The organism is Paenimyroides tangerinum (genome assembly GCF_003865405.1).
In the GTDB taxonomy this organism is placed as follows: Bacteria; Bacteroidota; Bacteroidia; order Flavobacteriales; family Flavobacteriaceae; genus Flavobacterium; species Flavobacterium tangerinum.
Window position 1 is genome coordinate 62,409 of sequence record NZ_RQVQ01000004.1, and the last position, 20,374, is coordinate 82,782.

At 29.8% G+C, this 20,374-nt stretch carries 19 protein-coding genes; 12 read left to right on the plus strand and 7 right to left on the minus strand.

From position 1 onward, the window contains the following. Positions 1–39: 39 nt before the first annotated feature. Positions 40–1,260, minus strand: a complete 1,221-nt coding sequence (locus tag EG240_RS02465) for an MFS transporter (RefSeq protein ID WP_125017056.1) — start codon at positions 1,258–1,260, stop codon at positions 40–42. 111 nt (positions 1,261–1,371) lie between these two features. Here EG240_RS02465 and meaB point away from each other — a divergent pair, with 111 nt between their 5' ends. The 5 genes from meaB (at position 1,372) to EG240_RS02490 (ending at position 6,026) form a co-directional block, all read left to right on the plus strand. Beyond that, positions 1,372–2,457 (plus strand): methylmalonyl Co-A mutase-associated GTPase MeaB, encoded by a 1,086-nt coding sequence (meaB, locus tag EG240_RS02470; protein WP_125017058.1) that lies wholly within the window; start codon positions 1,372–1,374, stop codon positions 2,455–2,457. Positions 2,458–2,666: 209 nt separating this feature from the next. Further along, positions 2,667–3,359: a DsbA family oxidoreductase gene (locus EG240_RS02475; RefSeq protein ID WP_125017060.1), complete on the plus strand. Its 693-nt coding sequence runs from the start codon at positions 2,667–2,669 to the stop codon at positions 3,357–3,359. A gap of 96 nt (positions 3,360–3,455) precedes the next feature. Then, positions 3,456–4,475, plus strand: a complete 1,020-nt coding sequence (locus tag EG240_RS02480; protein WP_125017062.1) for a quinone-dependent dihydroorotate dehydrogenase — start codon at positions 3,456–3,458, stop codon at positions 4,473–4,475. Between the two features lie 4 nt (positions 4,476–4,479). Beyond that, positions 4,480–5,097, plus strand: coding sequence for a LysE family translocator (locus EG240_RS02485; protein WP_125017064.1), 618 nt, complete (start codon positions 4,480–4,482; stop codon positions 5,095–5,097). 65 nt (positions 5,098–5,162) lie between these two features. Continuing rightward, entirely contained in the window at positions 5,163–6,026 is an 864-nt protein-coding gene (locus EG240_RS02490) for a hydroxymethylglutaryl-CoA lyase (protein ID WP_125017066.1), read from the plus strand. Between the two features lie 21 nt (positions 6,027–6,047). On the opposite strand, the gene EG240_RS02495 is transcribed toward EG240_RS02490, so the two are convergent. Both EG240_RS02495 and truA read right to left on the minus strand, forming a co-directional pair. After that, positions 6,048–7,799: an ABC transporter ATP-binding protein gene (locus tag EG240_RS02495; protein ID WP_125017068.1), complete on the minus strand. Its 1,752-nt coding sequence runs from the start codon at positions 7,797–7,799 to the stop codon at positions 6,048–6,050. Further along, entirely contained in the window at positions 7,799–8,533 is a 735-nt protein-coding gene (truA, locus tag EG240_RS02500; protein ID WP_125017070.1) for a tRNA pseudouridine(38-40) synthase TruA, read from the minus strand. Before truA ends, EG240_RS02495 begins: the two co-directional genes overlap by 1 nt. A gap of 79 nt (positions 8,534–8,612) precedes the next feature. On the opposite strand from truA, the gene EG240_RS02505 reads away from it, so the two are divergent. From EG240_RS02505 to EG240_RS02520, 4 genes are read left to right on the plus strand one after another with little or no spacing between them, the layout of a single operon-like run. Continuing rightward, a complete protein-coding gene (locus tag EG240_RS02505; protein WP_125017072.1) occupies positions 8,613–9,884 on the plus strand; it encodes a M64 family metallopeptidase in 1,272 nt (423 codons plus the stop codon). After that, the gene (locus EG240_RS02510; RefSeq protein WP_125017074.1) at positions 9,884–10,387 is read left to right on the plus strand and encodes a metallophosphoesterase family protein; all 504 of its coding nucleotides are present in this window, start codon (positions 9,884–9,886) and stop codon (positions 10,385–10,387) included. The genes EG240_RS02505 and EG240_RS02510 overlap by 1 nt, the downstream gene beginning before the upstream one ends. 3 nt (positions 10,388–10,390) lie before the next feature. Continuing rightward, positions 10,391–11,284 (plus strand): bestrophin family protein, encoded by an 894-nt coding sequence (locus EG240_RS02515; protein ID WP_125017076.1) that lies wholly within the window; start codon positions 10,391–10,393, stop codon positions 11,282–11,284. Positions 11,285–11,289: 5 nt separating this feature from the next. Further along, the gene (locus tag EG240_RS02520; RefSeq protein ID WP_317126995.1) at positions 11,290–11,949 is read left to right on the plus strand and encodes a DUF2461 domain-containing protein; all 660 of its coding nucleotides are present in this window, start codon (positions 11,290–11,292) and stop codon (positions 11,947–11,949) included. 162 nt (positions 11,950–12,111) lie between these two features. Here EG240_RS02520 and EG240_RS02525 read toward each other — a convergent pair whose 3' ends face one another. The 3 genes from EG240_RS02525 to EG240_RS02535 form a co-directional block, all read right to left on the minus strand. Beyond that, the gene (locus tag EG240_RS02525; RefSeq protein WP_125017081.1) at positions 12,112–12,801 is read right to left on the minus strand and encodes a LytR/AlgR family response regulator transcription factor; all 690 of its coding nucleotides are present in this window, start codon (positions 12,799–12,801) and stop codon (positions 12,112–12,114) included. Then, complete coding sequence (locus EG240_RS02530; RefSeq protein ID WP_125017083.1) at positions 12,798–13,841, minus strand: sensor histidine kinase; 1,044 nt, start codon at positions 13,839–13,841, stop codon at positions 12,798–12,800. Before EG240_RS02530 ends, EG240_RS02525 begins: the two co-directional genes overlap by 4 nt. Before the next feature lie 330 nt (positions 13,842–14,171). Beyond that, positions 14,172–16,382, minus strand: a complete 2,211-nt coding sequence (locus EG240_RS02535; protein WP_125017085.1) for an FUSC family membrane protein — start codon at positions 16,380–16,382, stop codon at positions 14,172–14,174. 163 nt (positions 16,383–16,545) lie between these two features. Here EG240_RS02535 and def point away from each other — a divergent pair, with 163 nt between their 5' ends. From def to mazG, 3 genes are all read left to right on the plus strand, one after another. Continuing rightward, positions 16,546–17,133: a peptide deformylase gene (gene def, locus EG240_RS02540; RefSeq protein ID WP_125017087.1), complete on the plus strand. Its 588-nt coding sequence runs from the start codon at positions 16,546–16,548 to the stop codon at positions 17,131–17,133. Positions 17,134–17,191: 58 nt separating this feature from the next. Then, a complete protein-coding gene (locus tag EG240_RS02545; protein WP_125017089.1) occupies positions 17,192–17,698 on the plus strand; it encodes a DUF5606 family protein in 507 nt (168 codons plus the stop codon). Between the two features lie 74 nt (positions 17,699–17,772). Continuing rightward, positions 17,773–18,546: a nucleoside triphosphate pyrophosphohydrolase gene (gene mazG / locus EG240_RS02550; RefSeq protein ID WP_125017091.1), complete on the plus strand. Its 774-nt coding sequence runs from the start codon at positions 17,773–17,775 to the stop codon at positions 18,544–18,546. A gap of 188 nt (positions 18,547–18,734) precedes the next feature. Here mazG and hemN read toward each other — a convergent pair whose 3' ends face one another. Next, complete coding sequence (gene hemN / locus EG240_RS02555) at positions 18,735–20,096, minus strand: oxygen-independent coproporphyrinogen III oxidase (RefSeq protein ID WP_125017093.1); 1,362 nt, start codon at positions 20,094–20,096, stop codon at positions 18,735–18,737. Between the last annotated feature and the right edge of the window lie 278 nt (positions 20,097–20,374).

Below are 20,374 nucleotides of genomic sequence, written 5' to 3' on the forward strand. Positions count from 1 at the left end.
TAATTGAAAACGGAATTATAAAACAATTCCGTTTTCAATTTATGCTCTTTTAGTCCCCACTTTCTTCATATTTGGAAGAAAAGCAGCAATGATTCCTATTAAAGGTAAAAAAGAACAAATATCATAAATGTAATTGATTGAAGTTTCGTCGGCAAGCCAACCAAGTACAGCAGAACCTAATCCGCCCATTCCGAAAGCAAATCCGTAAAACAAACCGCTTACCATTCCGATTTTCTTAGGTAGTAATTCCTGAGCGTAAACCAAAATTGCAGGAAATGCAGAAGAAATAATCAATCCGATGATTACTACTAAAATGGCTGTAAAAGTCAAATCAGCATAAGGTAATAATAAAGTAAATGGTGCGGCTCCTAAAACCGAAAACCAAATGACATATTTACGTCCAAAACGATCTCCGAATATTCCACCTAATAAAGTTCCGATTGCAACAGCTAATAAGAAATAAAACAAATATACTTGTGCTTGCACTTCAGTTAAAGCAAATTTGTCAATGATATAAAATTGGAAATAACTGGTAATACTTGCTACATAAAAATATTTTGAAAACAAGATAACCAATAAAATAATCACTGAAAATGTGATTCTTGATTGAGATAAATTAGGTAAAAGAATTTCTTTTTTGACTTTTCCTGCAATCGATTTTAAATGATTCGCATACCATCTCCCAATAAAAAATAAAATGAATTGAGCTAAAACCGCAAACAAAGCAAAGTAAGCGATATAAACTTGAGCATTCGGCAAAACAATCCAAGCTACTAATAACGGAGCCAAAGCCGTTCCCATATTTCCACCAATTTGGAAAACCGATTGTGCAAAACTTCTTTTTCCGCCTGAAGCCATAAATGCCACACGTGAAGATTCGGGATGAAAAACAGATGAACCAATTCCAACCAAAACAACCGAAATTAGAATCCATTCGTAACTAGCGGCATTTGCTAAACTCAATATTCCAATTAATGTAAAAGCCATTCCGAATATTTGTGAATACGGTTTTGGATATTTGTCTGTATAAGCACCTACTACAGGCTGTAACAATGATGCAGCCAATTGATAACATAAAGTAATCATTCCAATTTGTCCTAAACTCAATCCGAATTCGGTTTCTAATCGTGGATAAATAGAAGGAATAACTCCTTGCAACATATCGTTTAAGAAATGTGCAAAACTAATTGCAACTAAAATACTGTAAGCTGTTTTACTTTGATTATTTTCGGGCGATTGGGTATCGTTTTGAATTTGCATTACAAAATTTGTTTGATTACAAAAGTATTAATTTGACATACAACAAAGTACGTTTTTAGGTTTTCTTTTACGTAATATATTCGTTATTTTTGTAGAAAAGCAATAGTAATTATGGATTCGAATGTAAATAAAAAATCAGCATTAACAGAAAACGATGGCATTGAACAACCACAATCAGTTAGCGATGTTGCTGCTGAACGAATTCGTAATTTACGTAAAAAGAAGATTAATTCTCAAGAAATTTACTCAGGTATTTTAAATCACGATAAGGTTGCTTTAAGCAAAGGAATAACTTTAGTAGAAAGTACGAATCCAAATCATAAAAATTTAGCAAACGAAGTAATTGATGCTTGTTTACCATACGCAAATAAATCGGTTCGTATCGGAATTACAGGAGTTCCAGGTGTTGGAAAAAGTACGTTTATCGAAGCTTTTGGAATGTATTTAACCTCTATCGGAAAAAAAGTTGCAGTTTTAGCGATTGATCCGAGTAGTTCGATTTCGCACGGAAGTATTTTAGGCGATAAAACCCGAATGGAAGATTTGGTAAGAAACGTAAATGCATTTATTCGTCCGTCTGCATCTGGAGATAGTTTGGGCGGTGTTGCTCGTAAAACGCGTGAAAGTATTATTTTGTGCGAAGCTTGTGGTTTTGATGTTATTTTGATTGAAACCGTTGGAGTTGGACAAAGTGAAACTGCTGTTCACAGTATGGTTGATTTCTTTTTACTTTTGAATTTAGCCGGAGCTGGTGATGAATTACAAGGAATTAAGCGCGGAATTATGGAAATGGCCGATGCTATTGTGATTAACAAAGCTGATGGCGATAATTTAAATAAAGCTAGAAATGCAAAATTAGATGTTAACAGAGCGTTGCATTTATTTCCACCAAAAGCATCGAAATGGCAACCCAAAGTAAAATTAGCAAGTGCATATTACAATGAAGGAATTGCTGAAATTTGGGAAATGCTTTCAGAATATTTTACTTTAACTAAAGAAAATAATTATTTCGATAATCACAGAAAAGAACAAAATAAATATTGGATGATGGAAACTATTCAAGAGCAAATTTTGAATCGTTTTTATCAAACTAAAGGAATTGAAACATTGATTGAATCTAATAAAACAGCCGTTCAAGAAAATGAAAAGTCGCCATTTAGTGCTGCTTCTGAAATTTTAGATTATTATTTTAGGTAAAAAGAAGTTGTAAAATTAAAAGCACTTTGTTAGTAACAATGTGTAAAAAGAATTATTTTACCTTTATTATTAATTTTGAAAAGTAATAATAAGCTTCTTACTTTACATGTAAATTATTCTTCGATAATCAAAGTAATAAATAAGTTTCCAACAATTAGAAATAAAATATTTAAAAATTAGTTAGTTTATATTTGATAAAAATTAAAAATATGAAAGTTCAAATTTGGTCGGATATTATGTGTCCCTTTTGTTATATCGGTAAAAAGAATTTTGAAAAAGCTTTAGATAATTTACCATTCAAAGATAAAATAGAAATTGAATGGAAGAGTTTTCAATTGGACCCTACTTTATCTGAAACTTCTGGAGAATTCACTACAAAGCAATATTTGATGGAGAAGAAAGGATTTTCTGAAGTTCAATACAACCAAATGCAAGAAAGATTAAATGCAATGGGTAAAGCAGTCGGAATTGATTTTTCGCAAACAAGTCCAATTGCTGCAAATACGTTAAAAGCGCATAAATTACTACATTTAGCAAAGCAATTTGGGAAACAAGATGAGTTGAAAGAGTTGTTATTAAAAGCTCATTTTGAAAAAGGTTTAAATGTGGCAGATTCAAATGTTTTGATTGATTTAGGAAACGCAATCGGAATTGATTCGGAAGTTATTTCAAAAGCTTTAAATGATGATGCTATTGCTTATGAAGTACAACAAGATATTTTAGAAGCTCAAAATATTGGAGTAACTGGTGTTCCCTTTTTTGTGTTAAACAATAAATATGCGGTTTCTGGTGCTCAACCTCAAGAAGTTTTTATCGATGCGATGAAACAAGCTTATAACGAAATTGAGGTTTTGAATCAAAATAATGACGCTAATTCTTGTTCAATTGACGGTTGCGAATAACAAATTTAAATGTGTTTAAAAGCACATTTTTTTTGTTTTTAAATTGACTGAAGAAATACTACTTTTGTAAAAAATATCAACAACACATCTCAAACTATGTATAAATCTTTACTTCGTCCTATTTTTTTTAAATTCGACCCTGAAGAAGTGCATCATTTCACTTTTTCATTAATCAAAACAACTCAGAAAATTCCTGGAGTTCGTTCTATAATAAAATCGATTTATCAAGTAAATGATAAAAGATTAGAACGTGAAGTTTTTGGTTTGAAATTTAAGAATCCAGTTGGACTTGCTGCAGGTTTAGATAAAGATGCAAAGATTTATAACGAGTTAGATGCTTTTGGATTTGGTTTTATTGAAATCGGAACGATTACTCCGAAACCTCAAGAAGGAAATCCTAAAAAGCGTTTGTTTCGCTTAAAAGAAGATTCGGGAATTATTAACCGAATGGGTTTTAATAATGGTGGAATTGCATTAGCTGTTCAGCGTTTAAAACAAAATAAAGGTGTTCTAATTGGTGGAAATATCGGTAAAAATAAAGTAACTCCAAACGAAAATGCTGTTGATGATTATGCGATTTGTTTTGATGCTTTATACGATTATGTCGATTATTTTGTAGTAAATGTAAGTTCGCCAAATACGCCAAATTTACGTGCGTTACAAGACAAAGAACCGTTGATGGAATTGTTAGGAACGCTTCAGACAATGAATTTAAAAAAGCCAAAAGCAAAACCAATTTTATTAAAAATAGCTCCTGATTTAACTGATGAGCAATTGTTAGATATTATTGATATCATCAACGAAACTAAAATCGCAGGTGTAATTGCTACCAATACAACGATTTCTCGTGAAGGATTAAAATCTGAAAATAAAGTTGAGGTTGGTGGACTTTCAGGGAAACCATTGCGTCAACGTTCAACAGAAGTGATTCGTTTCTTATCTGAAAAAAGTAATAAATCATTTCCTATTATTGGAGTAGGAGGGATTCATTCTGCAGCGGATGCGTTAGAAAAATTAGATGCAGGAGCTGCTTTAGTTCAGATTTATACCGGATTTATTTATGAAGGTCCAGGTTTAATCAAAGAAATCAATCAAGCGATTTTAAACAGAAAATAATATAATGACATTAGATACCATTCTTTCTTTTTTCTTAACCAGTTTGGTATTAACCATTGCACCGGGACCGGATGTAATGTACGTTTTGTCACAAAGTATTTCCAAAGGCCGTAATTATGGAATTGCGGCTGCTTTGGGATTATCTTCCGGATTACTTTTTCACACGACTTTGTTGGCTTTTGGAATTTCGACTATGATTACGGCAATTCCTTGGTTGTTTCAAGCGATTAAGATTTTTGGAGCTTTGTATCTTTTATGGATTGCGTATAACGTTTTTAAATCGCCAGCAAGTTTCCATTTAAAAGAATCTACATCACAAGTTGATAAACCTATAAAAAATGTAACTCAAGGTTTGATTATGAATATTTCAAATCCAAAAGTTATGCTTTTTTTCTTAGCTTTATTTCCTACATTTTTAAATCCTAGTTTAGGAAATGTAAAACTTCAAGTTTATACATTAGGAAGTATTTTTATGATTCAAGCATTAATCGTGTTTGTTTTATATGCGATTATTGCTTCTTCATTGACTCTTGTTTTAAGAGAAAGTAAAGCTTTTAATCTAATTCTGAAATGGTTGCAAATAGTCGTTTTTGTGACTTTAGCATTTTTTATGTTTTTTTAATTTTAGATTAATATTTAAACCTCTTTTTTTTGCATCTTATTCAGAAACTATTATCTTTGGTGACTATGAAACCAGTTAAGATTATAGAATGTCCGCGTGATGCAATGCAAGGCATCAAAGATTTTATTCCTACAGAAAAAAAAGTACAATATATCCAATCGTTATTGCGCGTTGGATTTGATACGATTGATTTTGGAAGTTTTGTTTCTCCCAAAGCGATACCGCAAATGCAAGATACGGTTGAGGTTTTAGCTCAACTTGATTTATCGCAGACTAAATCGAAATTATTAGCAATTATCGCTAATACCAAAGGTGCTGAAATGGCATCGGTTCATAAAGAAATTCAATATTTAGGATTTCCATTTTCGATTTCTGAAAACTTTCAGATGCGAAATACACATAAAACGATTGCAGAATCATTAATTACATTAAATGAAATTCTGGAAATTGCAAACAAAACCAATAAGGAAGTAGTTGCATATCTTTCTATGGGATTCGGAAATCCGTATGGTGACCCGTGGAATGTTGATATCGTTGGAGAATGGACAGAAAAGTTAGCCAATATGGGTGTGACTATTCTTTCTTTATCTGATACTGTTGGAAGTTCAACACCTGAAGATATTGATTATTTGTTTTCGAATTTAATACCTAAATATCCAAATGTTGAATTTGGTGCGCATTTACATTCAACTCCAACAGCTTGGTTTGAAAAGGTAGATGCAGCATACAAAGCAGGATGCTTGCGTTTTGATGGAGCAATAAAAGGTTTTGGTGGTTGTCCAATGGCAAAAGATGATTTAACAGGAAATATGCCAACTGAAAAAATGTTGTCTTACTTTACTGCAAATAAGGTAGAAACAAATATTCAGGCTATGTCTTTCGAAGCGTCTTATAACGAAGCTTTAAAAATATTCAATTTTTATCATTAAAATACTTCAGTAAATATGCCGTTAATTAGAAATAACGGCATATTGTGATTCATATAAACCTTTATAATATCCATTTTCAAATTCGACTAATTCAGAATGCGTACCTTGTTCGACAATTTCGCCTTGGTCCATTACAATAATGTGGTCTGCGTTTACAATAGTTGCTAAACGATGTGCGATCACAATAGATGTTCTTCCTTTAGTTAATGTACCAATTGCTGACTGAATCAATTCTTCTGAATGTGTGTCGATTGAAGATGTTGCTTCGTCCAAAATCAAAATACTTGGATTACTTACATAAGCTCTTAAAAATGCTATTAGTTGGCGCTGTCCTGATGACAACATCGCACCGCGTTCTTTTACATTATATTGATAACCTTCAGGAAGTGTTTGAATGAAATCATGAACGCCAATTTTCTTTGCAGCTTCGTAAACTTCTTCTTCAGAAATATTCGGATTGTTTAAAGTAATGTTATTGTAAATCGTATCACTAAATAAGAAAACATCTTGTAAAACAACTGCAATCTGTGAACGTAAACTATCTAATGTAAAATCATTAATATTATGTTTATCGATGGTGATTTTCCCTTTATCAATTTCGTAAAAACGACTTAATAAATTAATAATAGTTGATTTTCCTGCTCCTGAACCACCTACAATTGCAATAGTTTTTCCAGCTTCGACCGAAAGGTTGATTCCTTTTAAAACTTCAGTTCCTTTGATGTAACTAAAGTGAATGCCTTTCATTTCGATTTCACCTTTAAACGTTGGAGCAATTTGTGTTCCTTCTTTTTGTATCAATTCATTTTGATTCATAATCTCAAAAACGCGGTCAGCCGCAATAATTCCCATTTGCATTACATTAAATTTATCTGCAATTTGACGTAATGGATTAAATAATAAAGGAATCATTGAAATATATCCAAACATAGCACCAACTGTAGTGAAATTATCTCCGCCAATCATTCTAAAACCACCGTACATAATCACAAATCCTAAAGTTAATTGTGAGATTATATCTGCAATAGGGAAGAAGATGGAGTTGTATAAAATGTTTTTTTGCCAAGCATCGTTATGTTTTTGGTTGATTGCTTCAAATTTTTTGTACTCGATTTCTTCTCGATTAAAAAGCTGAACGATTTTCATTCCAGTAACTCGTTCTTGAACAAAAGTATTTAGATTGGCAATCTGTGCACGAACTTCTTCAAATGCAGTTTTCATGTGTTTTTGAAATATTCTTGTAGCGAAAACCAAGATTGGCATTGCAAGAATAACAATGATACTCATTTGCCAATTCATATAAATCATAATGATTAAAACAACTAACATTTTTAAAACATCTCCAACAATCATAAACAAACCTTGGCTAAAAATGCTTGCGATGGATTCTATGTCTGAAACGTTTCTTGTTACTAATTTCCCTACAGGTTCGTTATCGAAATATTTCAAACGAAAACGCAACATTTTATGAAATAATTCTTGACGAATATCTTTAATAATATTTTGACCTAACCAACTTGAAATGAAGGTAAATGCGTACTGAGCAACAATTTCTAATAATAAAACAATTCCCATTAAAGAAACAAAAAAGACAAGACCATCTGCATCTTTTTTGGAAATATATTTATCCACGACAACCTCAATCATATATGGACGAATAGCTGCAAAGATTGATAAAGTAACCAAACTGATAATCACCCAATACAATTTTGATTGATAGGGTTTTGCATATTGTAATACTTTTTTTAATGTTTCGCTTTTAAATTTTGCCATTATATATAAGGATAGGAAACTTTTGTTAAATATAAACCATGTGCTGGAACTGAAAATCCTGCTTTTCCACGATTTTTACTTTCGATAATTGTTCGCATTTCTTGAACTTCGATTTTTTCTAAACCAATATTAATTAAAGTACCTACAATTGCACGAACCATATTTCTCAGAAAACGATTTGCCGAAATAGTAAATACCAAATTATCATTGTTTAACTGCCAATGCGCTTCAGTTATTGTGCAATTGAACGTAAAAACATCGGTATGCGTTTTAGAAAAACATTCAAAATCTTCATATTCTAAAAGAATTTTAGCCGCTTCGTTCATTTTATCAATGTTCAACTTTCTGAAATGGTACCAACTTAAATCTTTTGAAAAAACATTCTTTTTTAAATGAATGTGATATTCATAAGTTCTGGCTGTTGCATCAAATCGTGTATGTGCATCAGCAGAAACAGGAAAAATTCGAAAAACAGCAATATCTTCTGGTAAATATGAATTGACTTTTCGAACAGCATCTTCAAAATTAAAATCAACTTCTGTATCAAAATGGGCATACATTTGTGAAGCATGAACACCAGCATCTGTTCGTCCTGCACCAACTAATTCAAACGTGTCTTTAAGAATTAAGTTTGTAGCTTTTGTTAAAACTTCTTGTACTGAAATGGCTTCTGGTTGTATTTGCCAGCCGTGATAATTTGTACCTTTGTATGCGAATTCTATAAAATATCTCAATTTTCGTAATCTTATTTTTCAATTGACAAATATAGTTTAATTTAGCGTGATACTTTATACTACTTCAGAGCAAATTAACATGAAAAGATTCGTTTTACTTACTTTATTACTATTTGTGAATTTTTTAAATGCTCAGAATTTTAATGAATTTTTCGAAGATAAAACCTTACGTTTAGATTATATTTTTGCAGGTAATTCTGAAAAACAACATGCTTTTTTAGATGAAATAATCCAATATGAAAATTGGTACGGAAGAAAAGTGAATTTGAATAAAGTTCTTTTAGAAGGAAATGGGCAAATTCGAGTTAAAGACGCTAAATCAAAACAGATTATTTATAAGCAAAGTTTCAGTACCTTATTTCATGAATGGTTAACTTTAGATGTAGCTAAAAATGAAAACAAAAGTTTTGAAAATACTTTTTTAGTACCATTTCCTAAAAATGAAGTTTTTGTAGAAGTAGTTACTTTTGATAAAAATAGAAAAGAAGTTATTTTGTTGAATCACAAAGTAAATCCTAAAGATATTTTAATTAAGAAGTTGCCAAAATCATCTAACGAAAAGGTTAAAGTAATTCAAAAAGCCAAAACAGAAAATCCAATTTACGTTGCAATTGTTGCAGAAGGTTTTACGAAAGAAGAAATGCCTTTATTTATTTCTAAAGCAAAAGATGTAGCAGAAGAATTATTTAAGCACAAAGCTTTTGCAAATCATGAAGAAGTGTTTACAATTGTTGCTATTGAAACTGTTTCTCAAGAAAGTGGGGTTAGTAATCCGCATACCAATCATTGGAAAAATTCGGTCTTGAAATCAAACTTCGGAACATTTTATTCCGAACGATATTTAACTACTTCACGAATTAAAAATTTACATAATCAGTTAGCTGGAACACCTTATGATCATATTATTATTTTAGCAAATACCGATATTTATGGAGGTGGAGGAATTTTTAATGCTTATACTTTAACAACATCAAATCATAAAAAATTTGCTCCAGTTGTGGTTCACGAATTCGGACATAGTTTTGCTGGTTTAGCTGATGAATATTTTTATGCGGTTGATGTTTTCGAAAATACTGAAACCAATCAAATTGAACCTTGGGAGCAAAACATAACTTCATTGGCAAATTTTGATTTGAAATGGAAAAATATGCTTCAAAAAGAAACACCTATTCCAACGGAAATAAAAGATTTGGACAAATACCGAATTGGTGTTTACGAAGGTTTAGAAGGTACTGGTTTATATATTCCATCTCATGATTGCAGAATGAAAACAAATGAGGCAACAGATTTTTGTCCAGTTTGTCAACGTGCAATCGAACAATTAATTGAATTTTATACGAAACAACAATAATGAAAATTTTATTACTTTCCGATACACATAGTTATATCGATGACCGAATAATTAATTACGCACAACAAGCTGATGAAATTTGGCACGCAGGTGATATTGGAGATTTGAAAGTGACCGATGCTTTAAAAAAAATAAAACCTTTAAGAGCTGTTTACGGAAACATTGATGATAAAGAAGCTCGTTTAGAATTTCCTTTAAACAACAGGTTTATGTGTGAAGGAATGGATGTTTGGATTACGCATATTGGTGGTTATCCTGACAAATATAACATTGAAATTCGCGACGAAATTAAACGAAATCCTCCTCAAATTTTTATTTGTGGACATTCGCATATATTAAAAGTTCAATTTGATAAAAAATTAAATTGTTTGCATTTAAATCCGGGAGCTTGTGGAACGCATGGTTTTCATCAAATTCGAACGATGTTACGTTTTGAAATTAATGAAGGGAAAATATCAAATTTAGAAGTTATAGAATTAGGTTTAAGAGCAGCAAATAGATAATTTATGAAAGTTTATAACACAAAAGATTGGTTAAATATGGTTTTTCGTATCCATAAATCAGATACGATTCAAAAACTTTGGCCAACCGTTTTATTAATGGGATTTTTCTCTTGGGTAGTTGCTTATGTAGAAATTGATTATCTAGAATTAACTCAAAATTCGGCGTTAAAAAACATGTCGGTTTTACATGGTGTTATTGGATTTGTTTTGTCTTTATTATTAGTTTTTAGGACAAATACAGCTTATGACCGTTGGTGGGAAGGACGAAAATCTTGGGGGAAATTAGTCAATGATTCTCGAAATTTTTTAACAAAATTAGATGCATTGCTACCAGAAGATGATAAAAAAAACCGTTCTTTTTTTGCAAATAAAGTCAAGATGTTTGCAAAAGTTCTTCATACACATTTAACCAATGAATCGACTAAATATATGCTTGATGAAGTTGATCATCCAGAATATGATGAATATTTAAAAACACATCATCCACCCGTTTTTATTGTTGGTAAAATCAGAAAACGCATTCAAGAATTATCTATCGAAGGAATTATTAAACCCGAAGATAAATTGATTTTAGAGAATTCATTAGAAGGATTTATTGATGTTACTGGAAGTTGCGAACGAATTAAAAATACACCAATTCCATTTGCTTACGCCTTATTTTTAAAGAAATTTATTTTTGTTTATGTAATTACTCTGCCAATGGGCTATGTGTTTACAACAGGTTATTATATCGTGCCTTTGGTAATGGTGATTTTTTATGTTTTACTTTCTTTAGAATTAATTGCGGAAGAAATTGAAGATCCGTTCAATGGTGGTTCTGATGATATTCCAACAGAGAAAATGGCGTTTAATATTGGAAAAAACGCATATAATATTTTAATGTCAAATTTTAAATAAAAGCTATGAAACAAGAAATATTTGATTTTTTAAGTGACATCGAAAAAAACAACAATCGCGTTTGGTTTGCCGAAAACAAACAACGTTACGAAAATTGTAAAGAAAATATGTTGATTGATTTTAAAGAAATTTATAATCAATTAGCAGAATCGGATGCTTTAGAACCGATGAAAGCTTATCGAATTTATCGTGATGTTAGATTCTCTAAAGATAAACTTCCGTACAAAACCAATTTTTCAATGTATGTTGGAAGGCTACAACCACAGAATAGAGGCGGTTATTATTTACAAATTGAACCAGGTAAATCTTTTGTTGGTGGCGGATTTTGGGGACCAAATGCTGAAGATTTATTACGCATTCGTGAAGAAATTGCATTAGATAATGAATTGGTTCAAATTTTAAACGAACCCACTTTCAAATCTTTTTATGGAGAAATACAAGGCGAAAGTTTGAAAACTGCCCCAAAAGGTTTTGATAAAAATCACGACCGAATCGAATTACTGCGTTTGAAACAATTTTTATTCACAAAATCTTTCTCAGATGAAGAAGTTTTAGCTTCAGATTTTAATAGAAAAGTAGTGGAAGCTTTTGATAAATTACGTCCATTTTTCGAGTATATGTCCGATGTACTTACTACCAATTCCAATGGCGAGCGCAGGTTTTAAAAAGAAAAAGCGGTATCATGAAAATGATACCGCTTTTATAACCAAAAAAAACACTTATGAAAAACTCAAAAATAATTTTATTTCCTTTTGAGCTTTACAAATATAGCAATAATTAATCGTAACTTCCAAACTTATTCAAAAGAAACTCGTAATAAATTATTGTTAAATTTTTTTTAGCGCTTCTAATGTTTCAGATTTGTATGTTTCTCCGATCGGAATTAAAATGCTATCTATTTCAATTTGTTTGTTTTGTATGTTTTTAATTCGCTTAATCGGAATTATAAACGATCGATGAATTCTTATAAAATCTTTTGCAGGTAAGGTTTCTAATATTGCTTTCATTGACATTCGAGCCACAATTTTAGGTTGATTATCGATATAAATCTGAATATAGTCATCTAAACCTTCGATGTATTGAATGTCTTTTAAATAGATTTTATTCAATTTATAATCTGCTCGTATCATAATAAAGGAATCTTCATTTTTATTTGATATGAGTTTCTTTACTTTAATCACTTTTTCAACAGCTTCTTTAAAGCGGTCAAAACTTATCGGTTTCATTATATAATCAATCGCACTTACATTAAAACCTTCAAGCGCATATTGATCATAGGCAGTAGTGAAAATAACCATTACCTTTTTATTTAAAGATTTATAGAAATCAATTCCGTTTTGTTGAGGCATTTCGATATCCAAAAAGATCAAATCAATTTCGTTATCATTTATATATGTTTTAGCTTCTGAAAGATTAGTAAATGTTTTTTCAAGATTGATTTCTTCAATTTTATCACAATGATGCGCTAAAATTTTCAGAGCTAAAGGTTCATCATCAATTGCAATTGCTTTTATCATTGTAAATTTAATTTTAATTCAAGATTATATATTTCTTCAGTTTCGTTAATTGTTAATTGATGCTTATCTGGATATAAATAATTTAAACGTAACATCGTATTTTCTAAACCAGTTTCTGTTTTTTGTTTCTCATGAACATTTTTGACAGTTTTAGAATTGGAAACATTCAATAATAAAAAGCCATCATTTATATTAATATTGATTGTAATAAACGATTTCTTTTCAGGATTTAAACCGTATTTAAAGGCATTTTCTATGAACGGAATCAATAGTAAAGGAGCAATTTTATTTTGATTAAAATCACCTTCTTTATTAAGATTAAAATTTGTAGAATCAACCATTCGTAGTTTTTGTAAATCGATATAATCTTCAATGTATTTCATTTCTTTATTTAAAGTAACAAAATCGTTAGAACTTTCAGTGACTACATAACGCATAATACTTGATAATTTCAAGATTGCATCTGGCGCTTCGTCCGATTTTTCTAAAGACAACGCATACAAACTATTTAATGTGTTAAATAAAAAATGTGGATTGATTTGTGCTTTTAAATAAGAAACTTCTGATTTTAATTTTTCGTCATTAATCGCAGACATTTGTATATTTAATCTTAATAGAATCGAAATACAAAACGAAATAATGAATTGATAGGCATTTCTATCCATCAGAATTCGCATGAATTGAAAATCGTTATTTCTGCCGCCTTTATGACCTTTTTTTCTTAGAGGAAAATTTTCTGGGCGAATGCCATTGTCCTGAATTAAAATTTCGGGTACTTTAATTACGACAATAAAAAATAAGATTACAATGGAATAATAAATGAAATATCTTTTTGTAAAATAGAATTTTGGAATTAAATAAAAATAATTCAAATAGAAAAAAATAACTACGAGTATCGTTGCAGTAAATCTTCTTTGGAAGAAAACGGAATTCATCATTGATTCACCCGTTTTAAAATCATGTGAACCAATAATAGGAATACAAATTAAAACTATAGAAACAAAAATTATTAGTGCTAATTGCCTCGGTTTATATGTCATTTTTGTTGTAAAATTACTAAATAGTTTTCAATAATATAATCTGTGAAAAATATTACTTCGTTGATTATGAATTATTTTAATCTAATTTCTTTTTTATTTTAAAATATAAAATTGTATATTCGCAAACGAAGTTTAGAAAATCACTTATTTAGTATATTAAGTAATTGATTTCAATATGATTATATCTTTAAAAACTGAGAAATTGGTTTGAAAGTCAAAATATTTTTAAAATAATCGCTAAATAGATTATTAATTCTGAACAATTTAATGAAAATAATTTCATGTAATTGTTATCTCAAAAAAGGTCACTCATATAATGAGCGACCTTTTTTAGTTTTTAAACTTTTTTGATGTGTTTACAATTTGTTCGGAAATGTTTATCATCCAAATCAATTGGTCAATAATTAACTGCGATTCTTCCAATCTACGAATGCGTTCTTCTGGAGTTAAATCACTATTTTCGATTTCTTCTCGACGTAATTTCTTAATCTGCAAAAAGCTTCCTTCAAATTTCTTTAAATCATTTTCTGAAATCAAATCATAATGTGCATTTCGATGAATGAATTTATCGGCTAAATCTAAATTATATAAAACTTTATCCATAACAATTCCAAAAGCTTGTGAAGCTTCTGTAGTTTGATGCGATTGAATATATATTCCAACAGAAGCGGCAGCAGAAATCAGAGTTTGATTTAAAACCGTAAGTTCATAAATTTCGGCTTTGTTTTTTTGTCTTGATTTTGGTTCTTGACTCATTCTTTGAAATGAAGCCATCAGATTACCAACTTCAATAAACGCATTTTTTCTTGCCAATTTATATTCTAAAGGTGGTTCTCCTTTTTGAATGTAGTATTTCTTGATTTCTTCAACATATTTCCTATTTGCTAAAATACATTTAGACATAAATTTTTTTACGTGTAAATGTTCCCAAGACGGCCAAATCAAATGAGTTGCAAGTAAAGCTAAACCAGCTGCCAATGCCGTATCAATAATTCGGAACAACAACATGCTATTGTAATTTGGAGTTAAAATTCCGTACATGAAAATCACGTAAGTTGTCAGAAAAATCACACCAATTTTATAATCAGAATGGGTTAGCCAGTTTCCAATAATCATGGTAATAAAGGTCAATATTAAAAGTACAGTTACATTATCTACAAAATATAATGTTGTAAATGCAATTATACCACCAATTATGGTTCCGTAAACACGACTAAATGAACGACTTTTTGTTAAGCCATAATCTGGTTTCATGATTACAACTAAAGTCATCAAAATCCAATATTCGTTTTGTAAGGGTAAAATTTGACCTAAAATATAACCAATTAATAAGGTTAAAGTTAATCTAGTTGCATGTCGAAAAATGGAAGACGAGAAATTTAAATTCTCCGTTAATGTTGAAAAGCGATAATGTTGCGGAGTTAAAAATTTTTCCAAATCTTTGTATTTCCCACGTAATTCATCCGTGTTTACACGTCCTTTAATTACACGTTCAAGACCTTTAATTTTTTCAACTTGTCGTTCTGCATAATGTAAAACGTTATTGAAAGTTACAATTTCTTCTTTATCATCAGACCAATTTTGTTTTTTCTGAAATTCATCTAAATGCAATTTGATTGCCTTAATTTGATTTCCTAACGAAACTGGTGAATGATAATCTTTATTCAATTTTATGCAATATGAAAGTTCATGTAAACTCAAAGCAAAATTTTCTGCAAGTTTTTGATATTCATTAATAAGACTTGGATCGTTTTTAAAAAGCTCATGAATTCTTTTATGATCAAATGAATTAGAAGTTGCGATTTCAAGAATTTCTATTAATGAAGTCAAAGAAATCAGTAACTTTCTATTGTTTGAAGAGTTGCTGCTATTTGCATTATTTCGAATTAAAAATTCGCGAATACTTTCATGATATTCGTTTAATTTAATTTGAATTTCAAGTTGTTTTTTAATGGTTTTATTTTTGTTTGTATTTTCATTCCAAAGCGAAGCTCGTAAATCCAAATATTCAGCTGTTTGTTCGATGCAATTTGCAATTTCTAGATAGATGTATCTTTTTGGTTTAAAGACATAGAAAATTAAAGAAACAATTAAATAAATCATTCCTCCAGCCAATAAAAGCAAACTGTTTTTGATTAAATCCCAACCTTGATAATCTCTGATGAACGCTAAACTTACGGTTAATAAACAAACAAAAGATATAAGGTTTGCTCGATGGCCATAAATAGAAATCATCGTAGAAAAAAATATGATGAAAATAAAAACGGGATAAAATAGAATTGGATAAGGTTTTGTAAATCCTAATAAAAAAGTGATTAAAGCAACACAAATACTTCCAAGTATTAATCCGTTTATTTTATGTTTTAAATTACTTTGAATATCTGTTGGAGCGTTTAAAATTGCACCAATTGAAAGAGCAAATGCAATATAGAAATTATCTGTTTCGTGAAAAAAGAGAAAAGGTAAACTACCTGCAACTGCAACTTTTATAGCATCATACAAATGATTGTCGCTGATTTTTTTTACAATTTTTTGGTACATATTTAATTAAAAAGTGGAATTTGCGTTTTATATATTTTTCTTTTTGAAATATATAACAATATATTTTTATAAACTATATGTAGATTCAAATAACAATACAATAAAAAATGTTTAATTTTGCACGGTCTAAAAATTTAGATGATTAAATTTAAACTAAATCGAAATGATATTACCTATAGTTGGATATGGTGATCCCGTATTACGTAAAGAAGGAATTGAAATCGCTAAAGATTATCCAAATTTACAAGAACTTATTGAAAATATGTTCCAAACCATGGAAAATGCTTCAGGAGTTGGTTTAGCGGCACCTCAAATTGGTTTAGCAATCCGTTTGTTTGTTATTGATTGTAGTCCGTTTGGAGAAGATGAAGATTTATCTGAAGAAGAAAGGAATTTATTAAAAACATTTAGAAAAACGTTTATAAATGCTAAAATCACTAAAGAAGAAGGTGAAGAATGGGCTTTTAATGAAGGTTGTTTAAGTATTCCGAATGTAAGAGAAGATGTAATGCGTAAACCAATCATTACAATTGAATATTTCAATGAAAATTTTGAAAAATTTACTGAAGTTTATGATGGTTTTGCAGCTCGAGTTATTCAACATGAATACGATCACATTCAAGGAATTTTGTTTACTGATAAAATTTCTACTCTAAAAAAGAAATTAAACGCGAAAAGATTACAAAACATCATGGATGGGAAAGTTCATCCTGATTATAAAATGAAATTCATAAACAAAAAAGGTCGATAATATTTGGTTTTTAATTTCAAATTAAGATATTTGTGACCGTATTAATAAAAGAAGAAAAATGAGCGTAGAAAAAGTATTAGCTATTTCTGGGAAACCAGGTTTATACGAATTAAAAATTCAAACTAGATCAGGATTTATTGCTGAATCTTTAGTTGATGGAAAAAAATTAACAGTTGGTTTAAGAAGTAACGTAAGTTTATTATCTGAAATCTCAATATATACTCAAACTGGAGAAATTAAATTATTCGAAATCTTCGGAAGAATTGCGAATAAAGAATCTAATGGTCCTGCAATTTCTCACAAAGCATCAGATGCAGAATTAGTAGCTTATTTTGCTGGAATCGTTCCTGATTACGATGCTGATAGAGTTTATGTTTCAGATATTAAAAAAGTTTTCAGCTGGTATAACATGATGCAAAAAGCTAACATGGTTGCTGTATTTAATGGTCCAGTTCAAACAAGTACTGTTTTTGACGAAGCTGAAGTTATTGAAGAGGTTGCTACTGAAGAAAAACCTAAAGCTAAAAAAGCAACTAAGCCAAAAGCTAAAAAAGAAGAAGAATAAATTTCGATTCGAAATATTTTAAGAAATCCTGCCAATTGTGCAGGATTTCTTATTTTTACAAATAAAATAGAACTATGAATTCAAGAGAACAACAATTATCGGCTTTTAATCGATTGTTAGATATTATGGATGAACTTCGTGAAAAATGTCCTTGGGATAAAAAACAAACTTTAGAATCCCTACGAAATCTTACGATCGAAGAAGTTTATGAACTTGGCGACGCAATCATTGAAAACGATTTAGACGAAGTTAAAAAAGAACTTGGTGATGTTTTGTTACATATTGTTTTTTATGCGAAAATTGGTAGCGAAAAAAAGGCTTTTGATATTGCTGATGTTGCAAATGCGATTTCTGATAAATTGATTTCTCGTCATCCACATATTTACGGAGATGAAGTTGTAGAAACCGAAGAACAAGTTTTACAGAATTGGGAAAAACTGAAATTAAAAGAAGGTAATAAATCTGTTTTAGGCGGTGTTCCGAAAAGTTTGCCAGCTATGGTAAAAGCAAATCGAATTCAGGAAAAGGCGAGAGGCGTTGGTTTTGATTGGGATAATGCTTCGCAAGTTTGGGAAAAAGTTCAAGAAGAGTTAGTTGAATTTCAAGATGAAGTTACGGCTAATAATCAAGAAAAAATGGAAGATGAATTTGGAGATGTTTTATTTTCATTGATCAATTACGCTCGATTCGTAAATATAAATCCAGAAAATGCTCTTGAAAAAACCAATGTAAAGTTTATCAAACGTTTTCAATATTTAGAAGAAAAAGCAAAACTAGATGGTAAATCTCTTGAAAATATGACATTAGAAGAAATGGATGTTTATTGGAATGAAGCCAAAAAAATATAAATAAGAAATCCTTCGTTATTGAAGGATTTCTCTTTTTACTGACATTTTTAAGGAAATATAAAAACAAATGTCAAATTGGTAAGTAAATTTCAGAACGAATATTTACTTCGATTTGTTCTGTACAATAATTACAACAAACAATATTTGAACAAATCGTAACTTACTTATAAGTGTTTTCGTTTTTTTAATTAAATGGTCATTGAAAATAACTGCATATTTGGTTTGTTTCGTTTAAGTTTAAAATCAAACAACATACAAATATTTCTAACGAACGGTTTTCCTGCTTCTAAAATAACTAATTGTGTATCTTTAATTTCAATCAATCCATCTAAAATAAATTCTTCAAGACATTCTACGATTTTGAATTCTTCAAAGTAACGATGCGGAATGAAATTTAAATTTGTTTTAAATTGACACATCAATTCTAAAATCACTTTTCTGATTATTAAATCTTCATCATTCAAAATATGACCTTTAATTACTGGTATTTCACCTTGATTAATTAAGTCTTCATATTCTTTAAAACTTTTTGAATTTTGTGCGAAAGAATTCCACGAATCGCTAATTGATGAAACTCCCAATCCAACTAAAACATCTGTTTTTGAAGATGTATAGCCCATGAAGTTTCTATTTAAATCATTTTTTATATAAGATTGATACAGAGAATCTTCTGATGTAGAAAAATGATCCATTCCAATTTCAATAAAATCATTTTCAAGTAATAATTTTTTACCTAATTCATAAAGTTCTCTTTTAAAATCATCTTTTGGAACATCTTCATCATTAAAACCACGTTGACCATTTCCTTTAATCCAAGGCACATGAGCATAACTATAGAATGCCAATCGATCTGGATTTAAAGATTTTGTTTTTTCAACCGTATCTTTAATTGATTCTAAAGTTTGAAAAGGTAATCCGTAAATTATATCGTGAGAAATCGATGTATAGCCAATTTCTTTTGCCCAAATGGTAACTTTAGCAACCGAATGAAAAGTTTGATTTCTGTTGATTACTTTCTGAACTTTTGGGTCATAATCCTGAACTCCTAAACTCAATCTTCTGAAACCTAAATTAAATAAGGTTTGTAAATGATTTTTTGTTGTGTTATTCGGATGCGCTTCAAAACTCATTTCGCAATCTTTGTGAATAATTGATTTATCAAAAATTCCCGTAATTAATTGATGTAAATTCTCAGGTGAGAAGAAAGTTGGAGTTCCTCCACCTAGATGAATTTCTTTTATAATTGGTTTTTGTTCGAATAAATCTAAATATAATTGCCATTCTTTTAACAATAATTCAATGTATGGCAATTCAACCTCGTGACGTTTTGTAATACGTTTATGACAACCACAAAATGTGCATAAACTTTCGCAAAAAGGCAAATGTATATAAACCGAAATTCCTTCTTTAGAGTTAGTTAAATCAAAACCTTGTTTACAATTTTTTTTCCATAATTCACGCGTAAAAAATTCCGATTCCCAATAAGGAACAGTTGGATAACTTGTATATCTCGGGCCAGGAACATTGTATTTTTGAATTAAACTTGACATTGAATTTATTATTTTATTCAAAAGTATTTAAACCAATTTTTATAATTTATGATAATTGTCATAACTGTTTAGTTTTTTTTCAAGAGATTCTATTCTTACAATAATAATCGTTTTGAACTAAGCCTTGACTTATTGAATAGAACTTTTTTTTAAGACTAATTTTCATTTTGTTTACCAGTTTTACTTCAGTTAGACTGGAAATTTGGTGATTTATAAAATTCTATTTAGTTAATTTAGAATATGACACAGTCCATACTTTTCTCGATAATGAAAAACTT

What these genes read in the sequence shown, in the direction of transcription:
- EG240_RS02465 (WP_125017056.1), bottom strand. Translation starts at nt 1,260, where the DNA reads ATGCAAATTCAAAACGATACCCAATCGCCCGAAAATAATCAAAGTAAA.
- meaB (WP_125017058.1), top strand. Translation starts at nt 1,372, where the DNA reads ATGGATTCGAATGTAAATAAAAAATCAGCATTAACAGAAAACGATGGC.
- EG240_RS02475 (WP_125017060.1), top strand. Translation starts at nt 2,667, where the DNA reads ATGAAAGTTCAAATTTGGTCGGATATTATGTGTCCCTTTTGTTATATC.
- EG240_RS02480 (WP_125017062.1), top strand. Translation starts at nt 3,456, where the DNA reads ATGTATAAATCTTTACTTCGTCCTATTTTTTTTAAATTCGACCCTGAA.
- EG240_RS02485 (WP_125017064.1), top strand. Translation starts at nt 4,480, where the DNA reads ATGACATTAGATACCATTCTTTCTTTTTTCTTAACCAGTTTGGTATTA.
- EG240_RS02490 (WP_125017066.1), top strand. Translation starts at nt 5,163, where the DNA reads ATGAAACCAGTTAAGATTATAGAATGTCCGCGTGATGCAATGCAAGGC.
- EG240_RS02495 (WP_125017068.1), bottom strand. Translation starts at nt 7,799, where the DNA reads ATGGCAAAATTTAAAAGCGAAACATTAAAAAAAGTATTACAATATGCA.
- EG240_RS02505 (WP_125017072.1), top strand. Translation starts at nt 8,613, where the DNA reads ATGAAAAGATTCGTTTTACTTACTTTATTACTATTTGTGAATTTTTTA.
- EG240_RS02510 (WP_125017074.1), top strand. Translation starts at nt 9,884, where the DNA reads ATGAAAATTTTATTACTTTCCGATACACATAGTTATATCGATGACCGA.
- EG240_RS02515 (WP_125017076.1), top strand. Translation starts at nt 10,391, where the DNA reads ATGAAAGTTTATAACACAAAAGATTGGTTAAATATGGTTTTTCGTATC.
- EG240_RS02520 (WP_317126995.1), top strand. Translation starts at nt 11,290, where the DNA reads ATGAAACAAGAAATATTTGATTTTTTAAGTGACATCGAAAAAAACAAC.
- EG240_RS02525 (WP_125017081.1), bottom strand. Translation starts at nt 12,801, where the DNA reads ATGATAAAAGCAATTGCAATTGATGATGAACCTTTAGCTCTGAAAATT.
- EG240_RS02530 (WP_125017083.1), bottom strand. Translation starts at nt 13,841, where the DNA reads ATGACATATAAACCGAGGCAATTAGCACTAATAATTTTTGTTTCTATA.
- EG240_RS02535 (WP_125017085.1), bottom strand. Translation starts at nt 16,382, where the DNA reads ATGTACCAAAAAATTGTAAAAAAAATCAGCGACAATCATTTGTATGAT.
- def (WP_125017087.1), top strand. Translation starts at nt 16,546, where the DNA reads ATGATATTACCTATAGTTGGATATGGTGATCCCGTATTACGTAAAGAA.
- EG240_RS02545 (WP_125017089.1), top strand. Translation starts at nt 17,192, where the DNA reads ATGAGCGTAGAAAAAGTATTAGCTATTTCTGGGAAACCAGGTTTATAC.
- mazG (WP_125017091.1), top strand. Translation starts at nt 17,773, where the DNA reads ATGAATTCAAGAGAACAACAATTATCGGCTTTTAATCGATTGTTAGAT.
- hemN (WP_125017093.1), bottom strand. Translation starts at nt 20,096, where the DNA reads ATGTCAAGTTTAATTCAAAAATACAATGTTCCTGGCCCGAGATATACA.